This is a genomic window from Corynebacterium jeddahense (genome assembly GCF_028609865.1).
GTDB classification, from domain to species: domain Bacteria; phylum Actinomycetota; class Actinomycetes; order Mycobacteriales; family Mycobacteriaceae; genus Corynebacterium; species Corynebacterium jeddahense.
In genome coordinates this window covers 1,125,021-1,140,992 of record NZ_CP063194.1, presented here as the reverse complement: position 1 = coordinate 1,140,992, position 15,972 = coordinate 1,125,021, and the positions used below count along the sequence as shown (strand labels likewise).

Genomic DNA, 15,972 nt, shown 5'->3' with positions numbered 1-15,972 from the left:
GGACTCCCCATGAACCCCGACCTACTCATCCCCGACGCCGACCGTCAGCGGCTCGTCGAGTGCAAGCACCACGCCCCGCACGACTTCTACGGCTGGCACGCCACCAGCGCCGGCTCCGTGGTGCGCACCCGCTTCCTCGGCGCCGAGCGCGTGGAGCTGCTCGTGCACAACGAGGCGGTGGCGATGGAGCCCATCGGCGACGACATCTGGGCCGCGGCCCTCGACGACGAGCACGCCCCCGACTACCGGCTGCGCGTGACCTACCCGGGCGACGAGCCGGTGATCACCGCCGACGCCTACCACTTCCTGCCCACCCTCGGCTCGCTCGACCTGCACCTCATCAGCGAGGGTCGCCACGAGCGCCTCTGGGAGGTGCTCGGCGCGAACGTGCGCACGTACGAAACGGCGCTCGGCGAGGTCACCGGCACCTCGTTCGCGGTGTGGGCGCCGAACGCGAAGGGCGTGGCCGTCGTCGGCGAGTTCTGCGGGTGGAACCCGAACCAGTACCCGATGCGCTCACTCGGCGCCTCCGGCGTGTGGGAGATCTTCATCCCCGGCATCGGCGACGGCGCGACGTACAAGTACGCCGTGCAGACCGCCGACGGCGTGCGCGTGGACAAGGCGGACCCGCTGGCCAAGCGCACGCTCACCCCGCCGGAGACCGTCTCCGTCGTCGCCGCGCCGAGCGCGTTTGAGTGGCACGACGAGGACTGGGTCGCCCACCGCGCAGGCGCGGACGCGACGAACCTGGCCATGAGCGTCTACGAGTGCCACATCGGCTCGTGGAAGCAGGGCTCGAACTACGCCACGCTCACCGAGGAGCTCGTGCCGTACCTCGTCGACAACGGCTTCACGCACGTCGAGTTCCTCCCGGTCGCGGAGCACCCGTTCGGCGGGTCGTGGGGCTACCAAGTCACGGGCTACTACGCGCCGACGGCGCGCTGGGGGACGCCGGATGAGTTCCGGAGGCTCGTCGATACGCTGCATGCGAACGGCATCGGTGTGATCGTGGACTGGGTGCCCGCCCACTTCCCGAAGGACGCCTGGGCGCTCGCGCGTTTCGACGGCACCGCCCTCTACGAGCACCCCGACTGGCGCCGCGGCGAGCAGAAGGACTGGGGCACCTACGTCTTCGACTTCGGGCGGCGCGAGGTGCGCAACTTCCTCGTCGCCAACGCCTTGTACTGGTGCGAGGAGTTCCACCTCGACGGGCTGCGCGTCGACGCCGTCGCCTCGATGCTCTACCTCGACTACTCGCGCGAGCCCGGCGAGTGGCTGCCCAACCAGTACGGCGGGCGCGAGCACTGGGAGGCCGTGCAGTTCCTCCAGGAGATGAACGCGACCGTGCACCGCGAGCACCCGGGCGTGCTCACCATCGCCGAGGAGTCCACCGCGTGGCCCGGCGTGACGGCGCAGACCGACGCCGACGGGCTCGGGTTCTCCCTGAAGTGGAACATGGGCTGGATGAACGACACGCTCGAGTACTTCTCGCTCGACCCGATCCACCGCTCGTACCACCACAACGAGATCACGTTCTCGCTGGTCTACGCGTTCTCCGAGCGCTACGTCCTGCCGTTTAGCCACGACGAGGTCGTCCACGGCAAGGGCTCGCTGTGGCAGCGCATGCCCGGCGACGACTGGAACAAGGCCGCGGGCCTGCGCGCGCTCTACGGCTACATGTTCTCCCACCCGGGCAAGCAGCTCATGTTCATGGGCTGCGAGTGGGGCCAGACCACGGAGTGGGACGAGGCGCACTCGGTGAACTGGGACAACATCGCCGACGGTTGGGGCAACGACTACCACCGCGGCATCCAGCGCCTCGTGCGGGACTTGAACCTCGTCTACCGCGACACCCCGGCGCTGTTCTCGCAGGACAACACGCCGATGGGCTTCCAGTGGGTGAAGGGCGACGACTCGGCGCACAACATCCTCGCCTACATCCGCTGGGGCGTCGACGCCACCCCGGTTCTCGCGGTGGTGAACATGTCCGGCGCCTCCCAGCCCGCCTACCGCCTTGGCCTGCCGGAGGCCGGCGAGTGGGAGCTGCTCATCAACACCGACGACGCCGTCTACGGCGGCGCCGGCAACGACCTCCCGCGCCTCCTGCACACCGAGCCCACGGAGTGGGACCGGTTCGAGCAGTCGGTCGAGCTCCACGTGCCCGCCATGAGCGCGCAGTGGTACATCCTCCGGCGCTAGCCGAAGAGTTGGTCCATCGCCCCGCGGTCGGAGTTTTTCACCGGGACCCCGCCGGGTGAGATCCAGGTGGGCGCGCCGCGGATCATCGCGATGCGCCCGCGCACGTTGCGCCACGGATCGTCATCATTGACCCGGTTGTGGTACCGACACAACGGCGCGAGGTTGTCCACGTTCGTCTCCCCGCCGTGCTTCCACGCCGTCACGTGGTGGATCTCGCACGCCTCCGCCCCGTGCCGGCACCCCGGAAACGCACACACCGGCATCGAAAGCCGCGCCAAATCCCGCTGCTTCCCATTCGCCAACCGCCGCGTGCGATACAAGTTCACCGCACCCGCCGCCGGGTGAAACGCCGCCACCTCAAGCTCCTCGCCGAACTCCAAGGCGAGAAACGTAGCCCCCGTCATCGTCGTGCCGTCCGTCATCGCCAGCACAACATCATCGCCCTCGCCCGCCAAGATCCGGGTAAACGCCGGCAACGGCACGAGCACCATCGGCCGGGGCGCCGCCGCGGGAATCCCGCCGTCGCCGAAGAAGCGCTCCACCAAGTTATCCGCAAGCTGCTGCGCCGCAGGCTTCGACGGGTCAATCCCCTGCCGGCCGGCGTGCTCCATGTCGGCCATCTCGCGCTCGTCGTAGGTCAGGTGCAGCGTGCGCTTACCCCGCCGCGACGGGCCGAACTTCGCCTGGTTGACCGCCGGCGCCTCCTCGGCCGGGACAAGCTCGCGCGCCGCCTTCTCGATCGCCGCATAACCCCCCGCAACCCCCAGCAGCGCCAGGCGCAACCCCCACCGCTGCCCCGCGTCCGTCACCGGCGTGATGCGCCGCTCGATGAGCGCGAGCTCGTCGAGGGAACGCCCCCGCGCCAACCGCACCGCATCGCGCTGCTTGCGCGTGAACTTCGTCACCCCGAAATACACCTCACGCAGGCGCGCCCACGCCCGCGCCCGCCCCGGCTCCACACCGGCGGCAAGCGCGACATCGAGGTCGAAATGATCCAGCGTCTCCAACGCCGCGACCGACATCGCCTCAATCAACGCATCAAACGGATTCATGCCGAGGACACTAACCCACGCGAGCGAACCCCGGCCCCGCGCCTGTGGAATTCGCGACAGCGGACCTGTGGATAACCCTAAAACAGCGAGCTTGCGAGCCTCGTGCGCGCCGCGATGACGCGCGGGTCCGCCGGCTCGAGCAGCGCGAGCAGCTCGAGCAGGCGCTCCTTCGCGCGCGGCTCCGATTTCACCAGCGCCAGCAGCCCGTCGAACGCCGCGTCCGGGTCGCCCGCGACGAACTGCCGGTCCGCCAGCTGCAGCTGGCGCTCCACCTCGTCCGCAGGCTCGGCCTGCGCCTCCACCCGCTTGAGCACGGCGACGGTCGCCTTCGCCTGCTTGATCTCGGCGTTGGCGGGGTCCTCGGCGAGGATCTCGTCGTAGACCGCGGTCGCCGCGTCGAAATCGCCGGCGTTGAGCGCCGCGGTCGCCCGGTCGAGGCGGGGGTCTTCGGCGGGCTGCGGGTCGGGCGACGCGTCGTCGTCACGCAGGCCCTGCAGCTGGGGCCCGAGTTGGCTCACGAGCGCGCCCACCCACTGCTCGAGCTGGTCGGCGGGCTGGTTGCCCTCGAAGTCCGTGACGGGGCGCCCGGCCGCGAGCGCGACGACCGTCGGCAGCACGCGCACGCCGAGCATCTGCGCGACCTGCGGCGTCGCGTCGGCGTCGACGTAGGCGACCATAAACGCGCGCTGTCCTGCGGCGAGGCGCTCGAATGCCGCCTTGAGGCTTTCCGAGTCCGCGCTGCGCGCCGTACCGATGAGCAGCACGACCGGCACCTCGAGCGAGCGCTGGAATGCTTGCGCCTCGATCGTCGTCTCGTCGACGGTGACAAACGGCTGGAAACCCGTGCCCGCCTCGCGCTGGGACTCGCGCTGCTGCGCCAGCGCGCCGAGGTCGATCGCGCCGCCGGTGAAATCCTGGGCCATCGTCTACGCCTCCAAGTGCTTGTTCAGGGATTCGACTTTCTGGTGCAGCATGTCCGTGTGGCCGGGGCGGATGTCCGCCTTGACCACGAGCGAGACGCGCGGGGCGACCTCCGCGACCGCCTCGGTGGCGCGCTTGATCACGTCCATCACCTCGTCCCACTCCCCTTCGACGAGGGTGAACATGGCGTTCGTCTCGTGCGGCAGCCCGGAGTCGCGCACGACCCGCACGGCGCGGGCGACGACGTCGGACATCTCGGCGTTCGAATTTGCTGTCGTGGTCGGGGCCACGGAAAACGCTGCAATCATGCCGCCAATCCTAGCGCCGCTGCCAGCAGTGCTTGTGCCAGTGGCGGCGGTCGTCGGCGCCGCGGCCCGTGTCGCGCGGCCACGCCACGACGTGCGCCACGCCCGGCGGGATGTTCTGGTTGCAGCCCGGGCAGACGTAGTACTTCGTCGCCGCGGCCGCGCCGATCTGGCGCACCTTGTACACCTCGCCACGGGTCCAGCTCGGCCCCTCCATCTCCTGGGTGCCGATGAACGTCGAGCCGTCGCGCGGGAGCACATAGCGTGGCGACGCCACCTGCCGGCGGTTCTTCCGCGGCATCAGAACAGCCGCAGTTCCGTCGACGCGATGCCGCGCAGCTCGTCGTAGTCGAGCGTGACGCACTCGAACCCGCGGTCCCCGGCGAGCGTGCGGGCCTGCGGCTTGATCTCCTGGGCGGCGAAGACGCCGCGCACGGGGCGCAGGAGCTCGTCGCGGTTGAGCAGCTCGACGTAGCGGGTGAGCTGCTCCACCCCGTCGATGCCGCCGCGCCGCTTCACCTCGACGGCGAGCGTGCCGCCGTCGGGGTCGCGCGCAAGGATGTCCACCGGCCCGATCGCAGTCGGGTACTCGCGCCGCACGAGGGTCACCCCCTCCCCGAGCGTGGAGATGTGCTCGGCCAAGAGCTCCTGCAGGTGCGACTCGACCCCGTCCTTGACTAAGCCGGGGTCGACGCCGAGGTCCTTGGTTTCGTCGAGAAGCACCTGCGTAATGGTGATGCGCAGCTGCTCGCCCTTCGGGTTCTCCACGATCCACAGCTGCTCGCCGGTGTCGGCGCCGTCGAGGTCGACGACCGCCTCGATACGGGTGGTACACGGCGGCGTCATCCAGTTGAGCGGCTTGTACGCGCGGTCGTCGGCGTGGATGGAGACCGAGCCGTCGGCCTTGACCATGATGAGGCGCAGCGCCTCGGGCAGGTGCGCATCCAGGCGGCCGACGTAGTCGACGGAGCAGCGGGCGATGACGAGACGCATGCGCCTTAGGCTACCGCCCGCGCGCTCAGCGCCCGGAATCGCGTTGGGCGCGCGCGGCGAGCGATCGCTTATCGACGCGCTCCTGACGGGCGTCCGGAGCCGATTCCACCCAGGACACGAGCCCCATTTCCGTGCGCCTGTCGGCGGCGAACTCGAAGTCGCCGTCCGGGCCGGAAAGGCGAAGGACGTGGCCGATGTCGGGCATGAACTCGCGTTCGCCCTCGGTCACGTCCCGGAACCCCTCGAACTGCATGCCGCGCCTGTCGAGCGCGACGTCGTGCGAAAACGAGAGGGAGCGCAGCTTGTAGAACAGCAGGCGCTCGCCGTCGTAGCGCAGCACGCCGTGGCGCCAGCCGTGGACGCCGTTGGCGGGCAGGCGCCGCATCATGGCGCGGGCGCCGGAGTTGCGCACGTTGGCGAAGCGCCACAGCCCCGACGCGCACAGCGCCACGACGGCGACGAATGCGACTGCGATCAACATGGCAACATCTTAACGTCTCCCCAGCACACGGACAGCGAAACGCCCCCGTCCGGGGATCCGGGCGGGGGCGTGTCGCGTGCAGGCGGTCGGCTGGGTGCCTTCCTGACCTCGCTTGCGGCTACAGCTGCTGGCGGCGCACCGCGGCGAGCTCCGCTTCGGAGCGGGCCTTGATGGTGCGGTCCTCGTCGTTGAGGTGGGACTCCGCGTCGGCGGCGTCGACCTCGTCGGCGAGCACGGCGTAGTCGGCGAGGACGGTCACCTTGTCGCCCACGACGGACAGGAACCCGCCCTGGACGGCCGCGACGATGCGGTCGCCCTCGACGGGGCGGATGGTGACCACGCCGTTGTCCTTGAGCTGGCCCAAGAGCGGCTCGTGGCCAGGAAGGATGCCGATCTCACCCTCCGTGGTCTGGGCGGTGACGATGCTTGCCTGGCCCTGCCAGAGCATGCGGTCGACCGCGACCAGTTGAGCGGTAAGTTCAGCCATGGTTTCCTCCTAGCCCTGCAGCTTCTTGTACGCAGCCTCGACGTCGTCGAGACCGCCGAGGTTGTTGAAGGCCTGCTCCGGGTAGTGGTCGAACTCGCCCTCGCAGAGCTTGTCGAAGGCCTCGATGGTCTCCTCGAGCGGGACGTAGGAGCCTTCGTCGCCGGTGAACTTCTTCGCCACGAAGAAGTTCTGGCCCAGGAAGCGCTGGATCTTACGCGCGCGCTGCACGGTGATCTTGTCTTCCTCGGACAGCTCGTCCATACCGAGGATGGCGATGATGTCCTGGAGCTCCTTGTTCTTCTGCAGGATGCCGATGACCTTCTGCGCGACCGCGTAGTGGCGCTCGCCCACGATGCCCGGCTCGAGGATGCGCGACGTGGAGGTCAGCGGGTCCACGGCCGGGTAGATGCCCTTCGAGGCGATGGAGCGGGAAAGCTCGGTGGTCGCGTCGAGGTGGGCGAAGGTGGTGGCCGGAGCCGGGTCGGTGTAGTCGTCCGCCGGCACGTAGACGGCCTGCAGCGACGTAATCGAACGGCCCTTCGTCGAGGTAATGCGCTCCTGGAGCACACCCATCTCGTCGGCCAGGGTCGGCTGGTAGCCCACGGCGGACGGCATGCGGCCCAGCAGGGTCGACACCTCGGAGCCCGCCTGGGTGAAGCGGAAGATGTTGTCGATGAACAGCAGCACGTCCTGGTTCTGCACATCGCGGAAGTACTCCGCCATGGTCAGGCCGGACAGGGCCACGCGCATACGCACCCCTGGCGGCTCGTCCATCTGGCCGAAGACAAGCGCGGTGTCGGGCAGCACGCCCATGTCCTCCATTTCGAGGAACAGGTCGGTGCCCTCACGGGTGCGCTCGCCGACGCCGGCGAAGACCGAGGTACCGGAGAACTCGCGCGCGATACGCGTAATCATCTCCTGGATAAGCACGGTCTTGCCCACGCCCGCGCCGCCGAACAGGCCGATCTTGCCGCCCTTGACGTACGGGGTGAGCAGGTCGATGACCTTGATGCCGGTCTCGAGGATCTCGGTCTTGCCCTCGAGGTCCTTGAACGCCGGGGGCTCGCGGTGGATGCCCCAGCGCTCGCCGCTCTGGCCGACGCTCGGGTCGTCCAGGCACTGGCCCAGCGCGTTGAACACGTGGCCCTTCACCTGGTCGCCGACCGGCACGGAGATCGGGTTGCCGGTGTCCGCCACCTTGGCGCCGCGGACGAGGCCGTCGGTCGGCGCCATGGCGATGGTGCGCACGAGGTTGTCGCCCAGGAACTGGGCCACCTCGAGCACGATGGTCTTGGACATCTCGCCGAGGTCGATGTCGACCTCGAGCGCGTTGTACAGGGCGGGCAGCTCGCCACGCGGGAACTCCACGTCGACGACTGCGCCAATGACGCGCACGACACGGCCGTTCTCGGAACCGCGCGGGTTCTGAGTGTTCTCGACCTGAGCCGGGGTGGTGGACTCGGAAAGCGCCGCACCCGCCAGCTCGTCGTTGCGCTCATCAAAAGAGTGAGCAGTAGTCATGATTTAGTCACTTTCTCCACTACCGGACAGCGCGCCAGCGCCGCCGATAATCTCGGTGATTTCCTGGGTGATCTTTGCCTGACGGGCTTGGTTTGCTTCACGGGACAGGTCGTTGGCCAGCTCCGTAGCGTTATCCGTCGCGTTCTTCATAGCCGTGCGGCGAGACGCCGACTCCGCAGCCGCGGACTCCAGGAAGATCGAGTACAGCAACCTGGAGACGTACACCGGCAGCAGCTCCTCCATGAGGGTGTCCGGGTCCGGCTCGAAGTTCATGTCCGGGGCCACCTCGCCGGAGGTGGTCAGCATGTCTTCCTGCTTGTATTCGAATTCCTGAAGCACCGGCTCGATCGGCAGCAGCTGCTGCACGCGGGCCTCCTGCGAGAGCATGGAGACGAACTCCGTGTACACCACGTGCACGACGTCGAAGCCGCGGACGGTCTGGCCCTCGGCCCCGTCGATACGCAGCGGCACCGTGCCCTCCGAACCGGCCATGTAGCCGTCGATGATCTGGTGGCGCACCGCGTGGGTGTCCTCCCACGACGGCTGCTGCGAGAACCCGGTCCAAGAGCCCTCAACGTCCATGTCGCGGAACCTGAAGTGCGTCACACCCTTGTTGCCGGTGACGTAGCGGACGACCTCGTACCCGGCGTCAGTGAGCATGCGCTCGAGCTGGGCCGCCATCTTCAGGACGTTGTGGTTGTAGCCGCCGGCCATACCGCGGTCAGAGGTGACCACGAGGATCGCCGCGACCCGGCCGTTCTCACGCTCGTGGAGCATGGGGTGGGCCAGGGAGCTCGCGGCTGCGAGGCGTTCCATGACGTCTTTCAGCTCGTCTGCGTACGGCTTCGCCGCCTCGACGCGCTGCTGGGCCTTGGTGATCTGCGCGGTGGCGATCAGCTCCTGGGCCTTCGTGATCTTCTTCGTAGAGTTGACGGACCTGATGCGGTCGCGCAATTCGCGAAGCGTTGCCATGGTGATTCCTCCCTTCCTTTAAGTAGTTGTCCTAGCGCGTGCGACGACGCTAGGAGCGGCTGACGTTGAGCTTGTTCTTGGCCACTTCGCGCGAGTCGAGCGGCTCGTGCTCCGGCTCGCGCACGATGCGCTCGCCGGACGACGCCTCGAAGCTGCGGGCGAGGTCCTCGTTGACGCGCAGGATGGCGTTCTGGGAATCCTCGTCCAGTTGCTTGCCGCCCGCGATCTGGTCGTAGACCTGCGGGGCGTTGGCGCGGATCGCTTCGTGCAGCTCGGCCTCGTAGCGGCGGACGTCTTCGACGGGAACGACGTCGAAGACGCCCTGGTTCGCGGCCCAGATGGAGATGATCTGGAACTCGACGGACTGCGGGGAGTTCTCGGACTGCTTGAGCAGCTCCACGAGGCGCTGGCCGCGCTCGAGCTGCTTCTTCGAAGCGGCGTCGAGGTCGGACGCGAAGGCGGCGAACGCCTCCAGGTCGCGGTACGCGGCGAGGTCGAGACGGAGGTTACCGGCGACCTTCTTCATGCCCTTGGTCTGCGCGGCGCCGCCGACGCGGGACACGGAGATGCCCACGTCGATAGCCGGGCGCACGCCCTGGTTGAACAGGTCGGACTGGAGGAAGACCTGGCCGTCCGTGATCGAGATGACGTTCGTCGGGATGAAGGCGCCCACGTCGTTCGCCTTCGTCTCGATGATCGGCAGCGCGGTCAGGGAGCCGGCGCCGAGCTCGTCGTTGAGCTTCGCGGCGCGCTCCAGCAGACGGGAGTGCAGGTAGAACACGTCGCCCGGGTACGCCTCGCGCCCCGGCGGGCGGCGCAGCAGCAGGGAAATCGCACGGTAGGCCTCGGCCTGCTTGGTCAGATCATCGTAGATGACCAGGACGTGCTTGCCCTGGTACATCCAGTGCTGGCCGAGCGCGGCGCCGGAGAACGGCGCCAGCCACTTGAAGCCGGCGGAGTCCGACGCCGGGGCCGCCACGATGGTGGTGTACTCCAGCGCGCCGTTCTCCTCCAGCGTCTGGCGCACACCAGCGATGGTGGAGCCCTTCTGGCCGACCGCGACGTAGATGCAGCGGACCTGCTTCGACGGATCGCCGGTCTCCCAGAACGCCTTCTGGTTGAGGATGGTGTCGATGCAGACCGCGGTCTTGCCGGTCTTGCGGTCGCCGATGATGAGCTGACGCTGGCCGCGGCCGATCGGCGTCATGGCGTCGATCGCCTTGAGGCCAGTCTGCATCGGCTCCTCGACCGGCTGGCGGTCGAGGACGCCTGCGGCCTGGAGCTCCAGGGCGCGCTCTTCGTTGGACTCGATCGGGCCGAGGCCGTCGATCGGCTGGCCCAGGGGGTTGATCACGCGGCCGAGGAAGTTCTCGCCGACCGGGATCGAGAGAACCTCGCCCGTCCGCTTGACTTCGTCGCCCTCGGAAAGGGTCTCAAAATTACCCAGCACCACGACACCGATGGAGTCGGTCTCGAGGTTCTGTGCGACGCCGATGACGCCGTTCGGGAACTCGAGCAGCTCGTTCGTCATACAGCCTGGCAGCCCGGAAACCTGGGCAATACCATCTGCAGCCGAAGTCACCACGCCGACCTCCTCACGGGAGGCCTCCGCGGAGTAGCTCGAGGTGTAGTTCGCTATCGCGCTACGGATCTCATCGGAGGAGATCGTCAGCTCCGCCATGTTCTTCCTGCTCTCGGTAGTTTCTTCCAGCATATTTCTGTTCTATTTGGTCGCCTGGGCCGCCATGTCGGTGCGGAGACGCTCGAGCTTGCCGCGCGTCGAACCGTCGATGACCTCATCGCCCACACGGACAACCATTCCGCCGAGGAGGCTGGGGTCAACCTCAGAGTGGATGGCCATCTCGCGACCGTAAATCTGCTCCAGCTTGCCTGCCAGTGCCGTACGCTGCGCATCGCTGAGTGCTTCAGCGGACGCGACGCGCGCCACGGCCTTGCCGCGCATCTCCGCGACGCCCCCGGCCAGGGAGGCCAGGTCGTCAACGGGGTTGCGGTTCGGCCGGCCGATCACCTGCAGTGCCAGAGCCTCGGTGAACATCGTCACCTTGCCGTAAATCACGCTAGCCAGCAGCCCGCGCTTCTGCGCCGGGGTCGCGGTCCGGTCCGAGAGCAGCTGGGTGAGCTCCTTCTCGTCCTCGAGCAGGATGGAGAGCTGGTAGAGCTCCTCCTCCACCTGCTCCAGCTGGCCCTGCTCCTTCGCACCCAGCTCCAGCGCACGGCGGCCGAGGTTGATCAGGCCCGTGCGGAACTCGCGCGGGGTCGACCACTCCTCCTTCGCGGCGGCGGTGAGGATGTTCAGGGTGGGCTCCGCGACCTTGCCGCCGAAGACCTCGCGCATGATGCCTTCGCGCTGCGAGGCGTCGAGCGAGGCGTCGGCGACTGCTACGCGCAGCGCGCGCTCGGTGTCGAGCTGGTCCACAACGAGGAACAGCTCGGTGCCGACCTGCGCGGCGGTGGCGACGGCGTTGTCGGCGCTGCGAACCAGCTCGTCGAGCTGCTCCGTGACGTGCGACTGTGCTTCGCGACTAGCTGCCTTCATCTCGCCTACTTCCTCGTCGACACGCGGTCGAGCTCGTTGAGGAAAGCGTCGATCGTGTTCGAGCGGCGGGTCGAATCCGACAACTCGGTGCCCAGCAGACGCTCAGCCAGCGAGATGGAGTTCTGGCCCATCTCATTGCGCAGCTCAGCGACAACCTGCTCGCGGGACGCCTGCAGCTGCTTCTCACCGGACTCGATGATGCGGCGGGCCTCCTCCTCGGCGCGGGCGCGAGACTCAGCCTCGATCTCCTTGCCGCGGGCGCGGGCAGCTTCGCGGATCTCGGCGGCCTCGTGGCGCGCCTCCGCAAGCTCGGCGTTGTTCTTCTCCAGGGCAGCCTTGGCTTCCTTCTGGGCGACCTCAGCACGCTCGATGCCGCCCTTGATTCGGTCTTCGCGCTCCGCCAGCACTTCCTGGAACCTCGGAATGACGTACTTCCAGAACAGCAGGCCGACGATGATGAAAACGACAAGAGACCAAACCACGTCGTACGTGGCCGGGAGGAGGATGGAAGGCTCCTTCTCCATCGGCAACGTCTCGTGGCCCTCTGCGGCGGCCACGAGGAATGCATTGACGTTAGTCATTGGTTGCTCCTGATCTAAAAAATGTACGGGTGAACTCGTTCTCGTTTTTTAGAACAGGAAGCCGGCGACGAGGCCGATGAGGGCGAGCGCCTCGACGAAGGCGATACCCAGGAACATGGTGGTGCGGAGCTGGCCGGCCATCTCCGGCTGGCGAGCCATGCCCTCGACGGTCTTGCCGACGAGGATGCCGATGCCGAGGCCCGGGCCGATGGTGGCGAGGCCGTAGCCGATGGTGCCGAGACCCTCGTAACGGTTCACGGTCTCCGCTGCCTGGGCAAGAATGATGTCGTTCATGTGAAAGTCGTTCCCTTTCTAGGCGTTCCCCCGCGCGGTGCAGGGGAACTGGTGACAAATGTTGGGGTTATTCAGTTGGCCGTGTGGTCGCGCTTTGTTAGTGCGCATCCGCGTGCAGCGACAGCTCGATGTACACCGCGGTCAGCAGGGCGAAGATGTACGCCTGCAGGAAGATGATGATCAACTCGTACGCGGTGAACAGCAGCGCTGCGATCAGGGTCAGGCCACTCATCGCCGTCCATGCGTTCAGCTGCCAGAAGAAGAAGTTCGTGGCGGAATACAGCAGGACGAGGATGATGTGGCCGGCCAGGAAGTTCGCCATAAGACGAAGCGCCAGGGTGACCGGACGCAGAATGAACGTCGAGAAGAACTCGATGGGCACCACCAGCAGGTGGAGGGCCGGCGGGAGGCCGGGGATCACCGTCGAGTGCTTGAAGTACGCGATGCCGTACCGCTTGATACCGGCGTAGATCATCGCGATGTAGGCCGCAACCGCCAACACGATCGGCATACCGATGCGCGCGTTCGGCGAGATGTTCAGGCCCGGGATAATCGTCGCCACATTCATGAACAAGATGGTGAAGAAGATGGTGCACAGCAGCGGCAGGAACCGCTTGCCGTCCTTCTTGCCCAACGTGTCCTCCGCGATGTTCACGCGGACGAAGTCGACGCCGATCTCGGCGACATTCTGCAGGCCTTTGGGAACCAGCTTCGGGTTCCGGAAGGCAATAACAAAGAGGAGCACCAGGATCGCCGCGACAAACAGGCGGACGATCATGATGCGGTCGAGTGCGAACCAACCATTAGCGAAGTCTTCGCCAATGATCTGGCCGTACGTCTGCCCCGGGAAAAATTCTGGACCGAGTGAAGGTGCGTGGAACTCACCCTTCATGGCCAAAGTTGTAACGCTCAGCGTTCTCTCCCGTTCTCGGGCCGTACCCCGGCGGGCGGGGCACGGTGCGATGGACGTCTTCAACAAGACTGCCTCCGCGGCGGACTCCGTCGCACATCTGCTTCCGCGGGGACAGGGGATGTCGTTCGCCGGCCGGTTTGCCCTGCGTATGAGGGTGGTTATCGACCTGGAACAAACCCAGCGGTTATCCTAACAGGCCGTCTACGAAACGTAGGTTTTACCTGTGCGAATGTCCCCCCGCCGGTGCACCCACCGCGCACCGCGGGCCTCAACGACCCAGCTCGGACGCATTTTGCGCCGGTTGTTAGCTCTATCACAAGACGCGATCGCGCAGGACAAGCCCTAATCCAGGTACGTGGTGCGGGTGGTAATCACGCCCCACGTCTCCGCCGCGAGGGCGACGGCGAGCGCGGCCAACGTGGTCACGCCGAACGCGCGGTGGTCGTAGAAGTCGAACCCGCGGATCCACATGAGAAACACCGCGAGCAGGCCGACCTTCACCAGCCAGCCGCCGAGTACGACGGCCATCGTCGTCGTCGGCGTCGAGTTCGCGGTCGCGAGCACCGTCGCCGCGGTGGCGAGCACGAAGCCCCCGCCGACCGCCACGCCCATGAGCACCGCCCAGATCCCGGGCAGGTCGCGCGCCGCGCCCCACGCCATGAGCGAGACCACGGTGAGCGCGACGAGTGCCCACCCCGCCACCTTCAGCGCCCGGATGAGCGGCTGGCGGTGGTCGGAGGCGTCGGAGGCGTCGTTGACTTCAAGTGGTTTCACGCTGGGTCATCTTAAGGCATCGACGCGTGTCGACGTCGCACCTTCCGGCCCACCGACGCTGCCCCCGACGCGCCCGCCAGTATCGCCGCCAGTATCGCCCCCACTGCGCCGCTGCGGGCCGATCTTGCCCTGCCACAGCGGCACGAGCGTCGCTAAGAATGCCCCGACAAGCGCCACGGCGGTGAACGCGACCGCGACGCGGGAGGGCACGACGGAGAAGCTCACGGCGCCGAACGCGACGGCCGAGACCCACATATAGAGCACGAGTACGGTGCGGCGGTGGGTGTGGCCGAGGCGCAGGAGGCGGTGGTGGATGTGACCGGCGTCCGCGGTGAACGGGCTCTGCCCCTTGGCGGTGCGACGGATCACGGCCCAGACGAGGTCGAGCACCGGCAGCGCGATCGCGGCGAGCACGACGATGATGGGGCTGACCAGGGCGACGAGGTCGGCAGCGCCGTAGAGTGACATGTTGATCTTGCCGGACGCGGAGATGGACGCCGCGGCGAGCAGTAGCCCGATGAGCATTGCGCCGGAGTCTCCCATGAAAATGCGGGCGGGCTCGAAGTTGTGCGGCAGGAACCCGGCGCAGATGCCCACGAGGATGGCGCAGATGATCGCGGGCGGGTAGGCGGACACGGCACCGCCGAGGTCGTAGAGCACTGAGAGCGAGTACACGAGGATCGCACTGCCGGCGATCATGCCCAGCCCGGCGGCGAGCCCGTCGATGCCGTCGACAAAGTTCACCGCGTTGATGAGCATGACGGTGAACACCACGCTCAACACCATCCCCTGGGCCTGGTCGAGGATGAGCGTCGTGCCCTCCCCGAACGGGACGTAGAAGACGGTGAAGCCGATGCCCAGGACCGTCATCACGATGGCGGCGGCGAACTGGCCGATGAGCTTCGCGATGGCACTGAGCTCGTAGAGGTCGTCCACGACGCCGACGAGGACGATGGCGAGCCCGCCGGCGAGCACCGCCGTCATCTCCGGGGTGACGGGCGCGAACCCGCGCGTGAGCGCCGGCAGCTGCTGCGCAAGCAGGTACGCCCCGACGAAGCCGGTGAACATCGCCAGCCCGCCGAGCGACGGCGTGGGCTGAGTGTGCACGTCGCGCTGGCGGATCTCTGCGACCCGGCCGGTGCGCACGAGCATGGAGCGCACCGGCCCGGTGGCGAGGTAGGTGATCGCCGCGGCGACGAGGAGGACGAGGCCCAGCTCGCGCAGCGGCACGCCTGCTGCTGGCATCTACGCCCTCCGCAGGCTCTCCGGGTCAAGGCCCAGCACTTCACCGATGCGCTCGACGGGGATCGCGCCTTCGCGCAGGATCACCGGGCGCGGCTTCGAGATGTCGATGATCGTCGACGGCTCCCCCACCGCCGCCGGGCCGCCGTCGAGGTAAACCCCGACCGTGTCGCCGAACTGCGCCTTCGCCTCGGCCGCCGTGGTGGCCGGCGGGTTGCCGGAGATGTTCGCCGAGGACACGGCCATCGGGCCGGTCTCCTGCAGCAGCTCGAGCGCGAGCGGCTGGTTCGGCATGCGCAGCAGCACGGTGCCGCGGGTGTCGCCCAGGTTCCACGGCAGGCTCGGCGCCTCCGGCACGACGATGGACAGCCCGCCGGGCCAGAACGCCTCCACGAGCGTCTTCGCGGTCTCGGAGAACTCGCGCACGAGCCCCTGGATGGTCACCCAGGAGCCGACGAGCACCGGCACCGGCATGTCCGGCCCGCGGTGCTTCGTGGCCAGCAGCGTGGCCACCGCGTCGTTGTTGAAGGCGTCGCAGCCGATGCCGTAGACGGTGTCGGTGGGCAGCACCACGCAACGGCCGGCGCGCACGGCGTCGGCCGCCGCGCTCACGCCGTCGCCCCGCACGTTCGGGTCGAGGCAGTCGTAGATCGCGGGCATGGGTGCTCCTTCGTGTCGGA

At 67.7% G+C, this 15,972-nt stretch carries 18 protein-coding genes; 1 reads left to right on the top strand and 17 read right to left on the bottom strand.

Translation table 11 applies throughout. The annotated features are described in order from the left end of the window. Window positions 1-9 precede the first annotated feature (9 nt). Window positions 10-2,199, top strand: coding sequence for a 1,4-alpha-glucan branching protein GlgB (gene glgB, locus CJEDD_RS05645; protein WP_042408712.1), 2,190 nt, complete (start codon window positions 10-12; stop codon window positions 2,197-2,199). On the opposite strand, the gene CJEDD_RS05640 is transcribed toward glgB, so the two are convergent. The 17 genes from CJEDD_RS05640 to CJEDD_RS05560 all read right to left on the bottom strand — a co-directional run bounded on the left by CJEDD_RS05640 (window position 2,196) and on the right by CJEDD_RS05560 (window position 15,952). Beyond that, window positions 2,196-3,251 carry an HNH endonuclease signature motif containing protein gene (locus CJEDD_RS05640; protein WP_273657663.1) on the bottom strand — a complete coding sequence of 352 codons (1,056 nt, stop codon included), beginning with the start codon at window positions 3,249-3,251 and terminating at the stop codon, window positions 2,196-2,198. The two genes, glgB and CJEDD_RS05640, sit on opposite strands and share 4 nt — an antisense overlap. Window positions 3,252-3,328: 77 nt before the next feature. Further along, window positions 3,329-4,174, bottom strand: coding sequence for a tetratricopeptide repeat protein (locus tag CJEDD_RS05635; RefSeq protein ID WP_042406524.1), 846 nt, complete (start codon window positions 4,172-4,174; stop codon window positions 3,329-3,331). A 3-nt stretch (window positions 4,175-4,177) separates the two neighbouring features. Next, a complete protein-coding gene (locus tag CJEDD_RS05630) occupies window positions 4,178-4,480 on the bottom strand; it encodes an MTH1187 family thiamine-binding protein (protein ID WP_042406521.1) in 303 nt (100 codons plus the stop codon). Between the two features lie 10 nt (window positions 4,481-4,490). After that, window positions 4,491-4,778, bottom strand: coding sequence for a hypothetical protein (locus tag CJEDD_RS05625; protein WP_042406518.1), 288 nt, complete (start codon window positions 4,776-4,778; stop codon window positions 4,491-4,493). After that, window positions 4,778-5,470: an endonuclease NucS gene (gene nucS / locus CJEDD_RS05620; protein WP_042406516.1), complete on the bottom strand. Its 693-nt coding sequence runs from the start codon at window positions 5,468-5,470 to the stop codon at window positions 4,778-4,780. The genes CJEDD_RS05625 and nucS overlap by 1 nt, the downstream gene beginning before the upstream one ends. 25 nt (window positions 5,471-5,495) lie before the next feature. After that, window positions 5,496-5,951, bottom strand: a complete 456-nt coding sequence (locus CJEDD_RS05615) for a DUF2550 domain-containing protein (protein ID WP_042406514.1) — start codon at window positions 5,949-5,951, stop codon at window positions 5,496-5,498. Between the two features lie 118 nt (window positions 5,952-6,069). Further along, on the bottom strand, window positions 6,070-6,438 hold the full coding sequence (locus CJEDD_RS05610; RefSeq protein ID WP_042406512.1) for a F0F1 ATP synthase subunit epsilon: 369 nt from the start codon (window positions 6,436-6,438) through the stop codon (window positions 6,070-6,072). Window positions 6,439-6,447: 9 nt separating this feature from the next. Next, window positions 6,448-7,959: a F0F1 ATP synthase subunit beta gene (gene atpD, locus CJEDD_RS05605; protein WP_232297698.1), complete on the bottom strand. Its 1,512-nt coding sequence runs from the start codon at window positions 7,957-7,959 to the stop codon at window positions 6,448-6,450. Window positions 7,960-7,962: 3 nt separating this feature from the next. Beyond that, window positions 7,963-8,931 (bottom strand): F0F1 ATP synthase subunit gamma, encoded by a 969-nt coding sequence (locus tag CJEDD_RS05600; protein WP_042406509.1) that lies wholly within the window; start codon window positions 8,929-8,931, stop codon window positions 7,963-7,965. Between the two features lie 49 nt (window positions 8,932-8,980). Further along, window positions 8,981-10,645 carry a F0F1 ATP synthase subunit alpha gene (atpA, locus tag CJEDD_RS05595; RefSeq protein ID WP_042406508.1) on the bottom strand — a complete coding sequence of 555 codons (1,665 nt, stop codon included), beginning with the start codon at window positions 10,643-10,645 and terminating at the stop codon, window positions 8,981-8,983. 9 nt (window positions 10,646-10,654) lie between these two features. Further along, on the bottom strand, window positions 10,655-11,488 hold the full coding sequence (locus tag CJEDD_RS05590; protein WP_042406506.1) for a F0F1 ATP synthase subunit delta: 834 nt from the start codon (window positions 11,486-11,488) through the stop codon (window positions 10,655-10,657). A 5-nt stretch (window positions 11,489-11,493) separates the two neighbouring features. Next, window positions 11,494-12,069 carry a F0F1 ATP synthase subunit B gene (locus CJEDD_RS05585; protein ID WP_042406504.1) on the bottom strand — a complete coding sequence of 192 codons (576 nt, stop codon included), beginning with the start codon at window positions 12,067-12,069 and terminating at the stop codon, window positions 11,494-11,496. Between the two features lie 48 nt (window positions 12,070-12,117). Then, window positions 12,118-12,363 carry an ATP synthase F0 subunit C gene (locus tag CJEDD_RS05580; protein WP_042406503.1) on the bottom strand — a complete coding sequence of 82 codons (246 nt, stop codon included), beginning with the start codon at window positions 12,361-12,363 and terminating at the stop codon, window positions 12,118-12,120. Between the two features lie 97 nt (window positions 12,364-12,460). After that, a complete protein-coding gene (gene atpB / locus CJEDD_RS05575) occupies window positions 12,461-13,255 on the bottom strand; it encodes a F0F1 ATP synthase subunit A (protein WP_042406501.1) in 795 nt (264 codons plus the stop codon). A 363-nt stretch (window positions 13,256-13,618) separates the two neighbouring features. Continuing rightward, window positions 13,619-14,050 (bottom strand): Cg1360 family ATP-synthase-associated protein, encoded by a 432-nt coding sequence (locus CJEDD_RS05570; protein ID WP_042406498.1) that lies wholly within the window; start codon window positions 14,048-14,050, stop codon window positions 13,619-13,621. A gap of 6 nt (window positions 14,051-14,056) precedes the next feature. Next, on the bottom strand, window positions 14,057-15,295 hold the full coding sequence (locus CJEDD_RS05565) for an MraY family glycosyltransferase (protein WP_081764512.1): 1,239 nt from the start codon (window positions 15,293-15,295) through the stop codon (window positions 14,057-14,059). Further along, window positions 15,296-15,952 (bottom strand): L-threonylcarbamoyladenylate synthase, encoded by a 657-nt coding sequence (locus tag CJEDD_RS05560; RefSeq protein ID WP_042406497.1) that lies wholly within the window; start codon window positions 15,950-15,952, stop codon window positions 15,296-15,298. It lies immediately after the preceding gene. Window positions 15,953-15,972: the final 20 nt, after the last annotated feature.

Bases quoted from the DNA above. Each gene is read 5' to 3' on its own strand.
- glgB (WP_042408712.1), top strand. From the start codon at position 10: ATGAACCCCGACCTACTCATCCCCGACGCCGACCGTCAGCGGCTCGTC.
- CJEDD_RS05640 (WP_273657663.1), bottom strand. From the start codon at position 3,251: ATGAATCCGTTTGATGCGTTGATTGAGGCGATGTCGGTCGCGGCGTTG.
- CJEDD_RS05635 (WP_042406524.1), bottom strand. From the start codon at position 4,174: ATGGCCCAGGATTTCACCGGCGGCGCGATCGACCTCGGCGCGCTGGCG.
- CJEDD_RS05630 (WP_042406521.1), bottom strand. From the start codon at position 4,480: ATGATTGCAGCGTTTTCCGTGGCCCCGACCACGACAGCAAATTCGAAC.
- CJEDD_RS05625 (WP_042406518.1), bottom strand. From the start codon at position 4,778: ATGCCGCGGAAGAACCGCCGGCAGGTGGCGTCGCCACGCTATGTGCTC.
- nucS (WP_042406516.1), bottom strand. From the start codon at position 5,470: ATGCGTCTCGTCATCGCCCGCTGCTCCGTCGACTACGTCGGCCGCCTG.
- CJEDD_RS05615 (WP_042406514.1), bottom strand. From the start codon at position 5,951: ATGTTGATCGCAGTCGCATTCGTCGCCGTCGTGGCGCTGTGCGCGTCG.
- CJEDD_RS05610 (WP_042406512.1), bottom strand. From the start codon at position 6,438: ATGGCTGAACTTACCGCTCAACTGGTCGCGGTCGACCGCATGCTCTGG.
- atpD (WP_232297698.1), bottom strand. From the start codon at position 7,959: ATGACTACTGCTCACTCTTTTGATGAGCGCAACGACGAGCTGGCGGGT.
- CJEDD_RS05600 (WP_042406509.1), bottom strand. From the start codon at position 8,931: ATGGCAACGCTTCGCGAATTGCGCGACCGCATCAGGTCCGTCAACTCT.
- atpA (WP_042406508.1), bottom strand. From the start codon at position 10,645: ATGCTGGAAGAAACTACCGAGAGCAGGAAGAACATGGCGGAGCTGACG.
- CJEDD_RS05590 (WP_042406506.1), bottom strand. From the start codon at position 11,488: ATGAAGGCAGCTAGTCGCGAAGCACAGTCGCACGTCACGGAGCAGCTC.
- CJEDD_RS05585 (WP_042406504.1), bottom strand. From the start codon at position 12,069: ATGACTAACGTCAATGCATTCCTCGTGGCCGCCGCAGAGGGCCACGAG.
- CJEDD_RS05580 (WP_042406503.1), bottom strand. From the start codon at position 12,363: ATGAACGACATCATTCTTGCCCAGGCAGCGGAGACCGTGAACCGTTAC.
- atpB (WP_042406501.1), bottom strand. From the start codon at position 13,255: ATGAAGGGTGAGTTCCACGCACCTTCACTCGGTCCAGAATTTTTCCCG.
- CJEDD_RS05565 (WP_081764512.1), bottom strand. From the start codon at position 15,295: ATGCCAGCAGCAGGCGTGCCGCTGCGCGAGCTGGGCCTCGTCCTCCTC.
- CJEDD_RS05560 (WP_042406497.1), bottom strand. From the start codon at position 15,952: ATGCCCGCGATCTACGACTGCCTCGACCCGAACGTGCGGGGCGACGGC.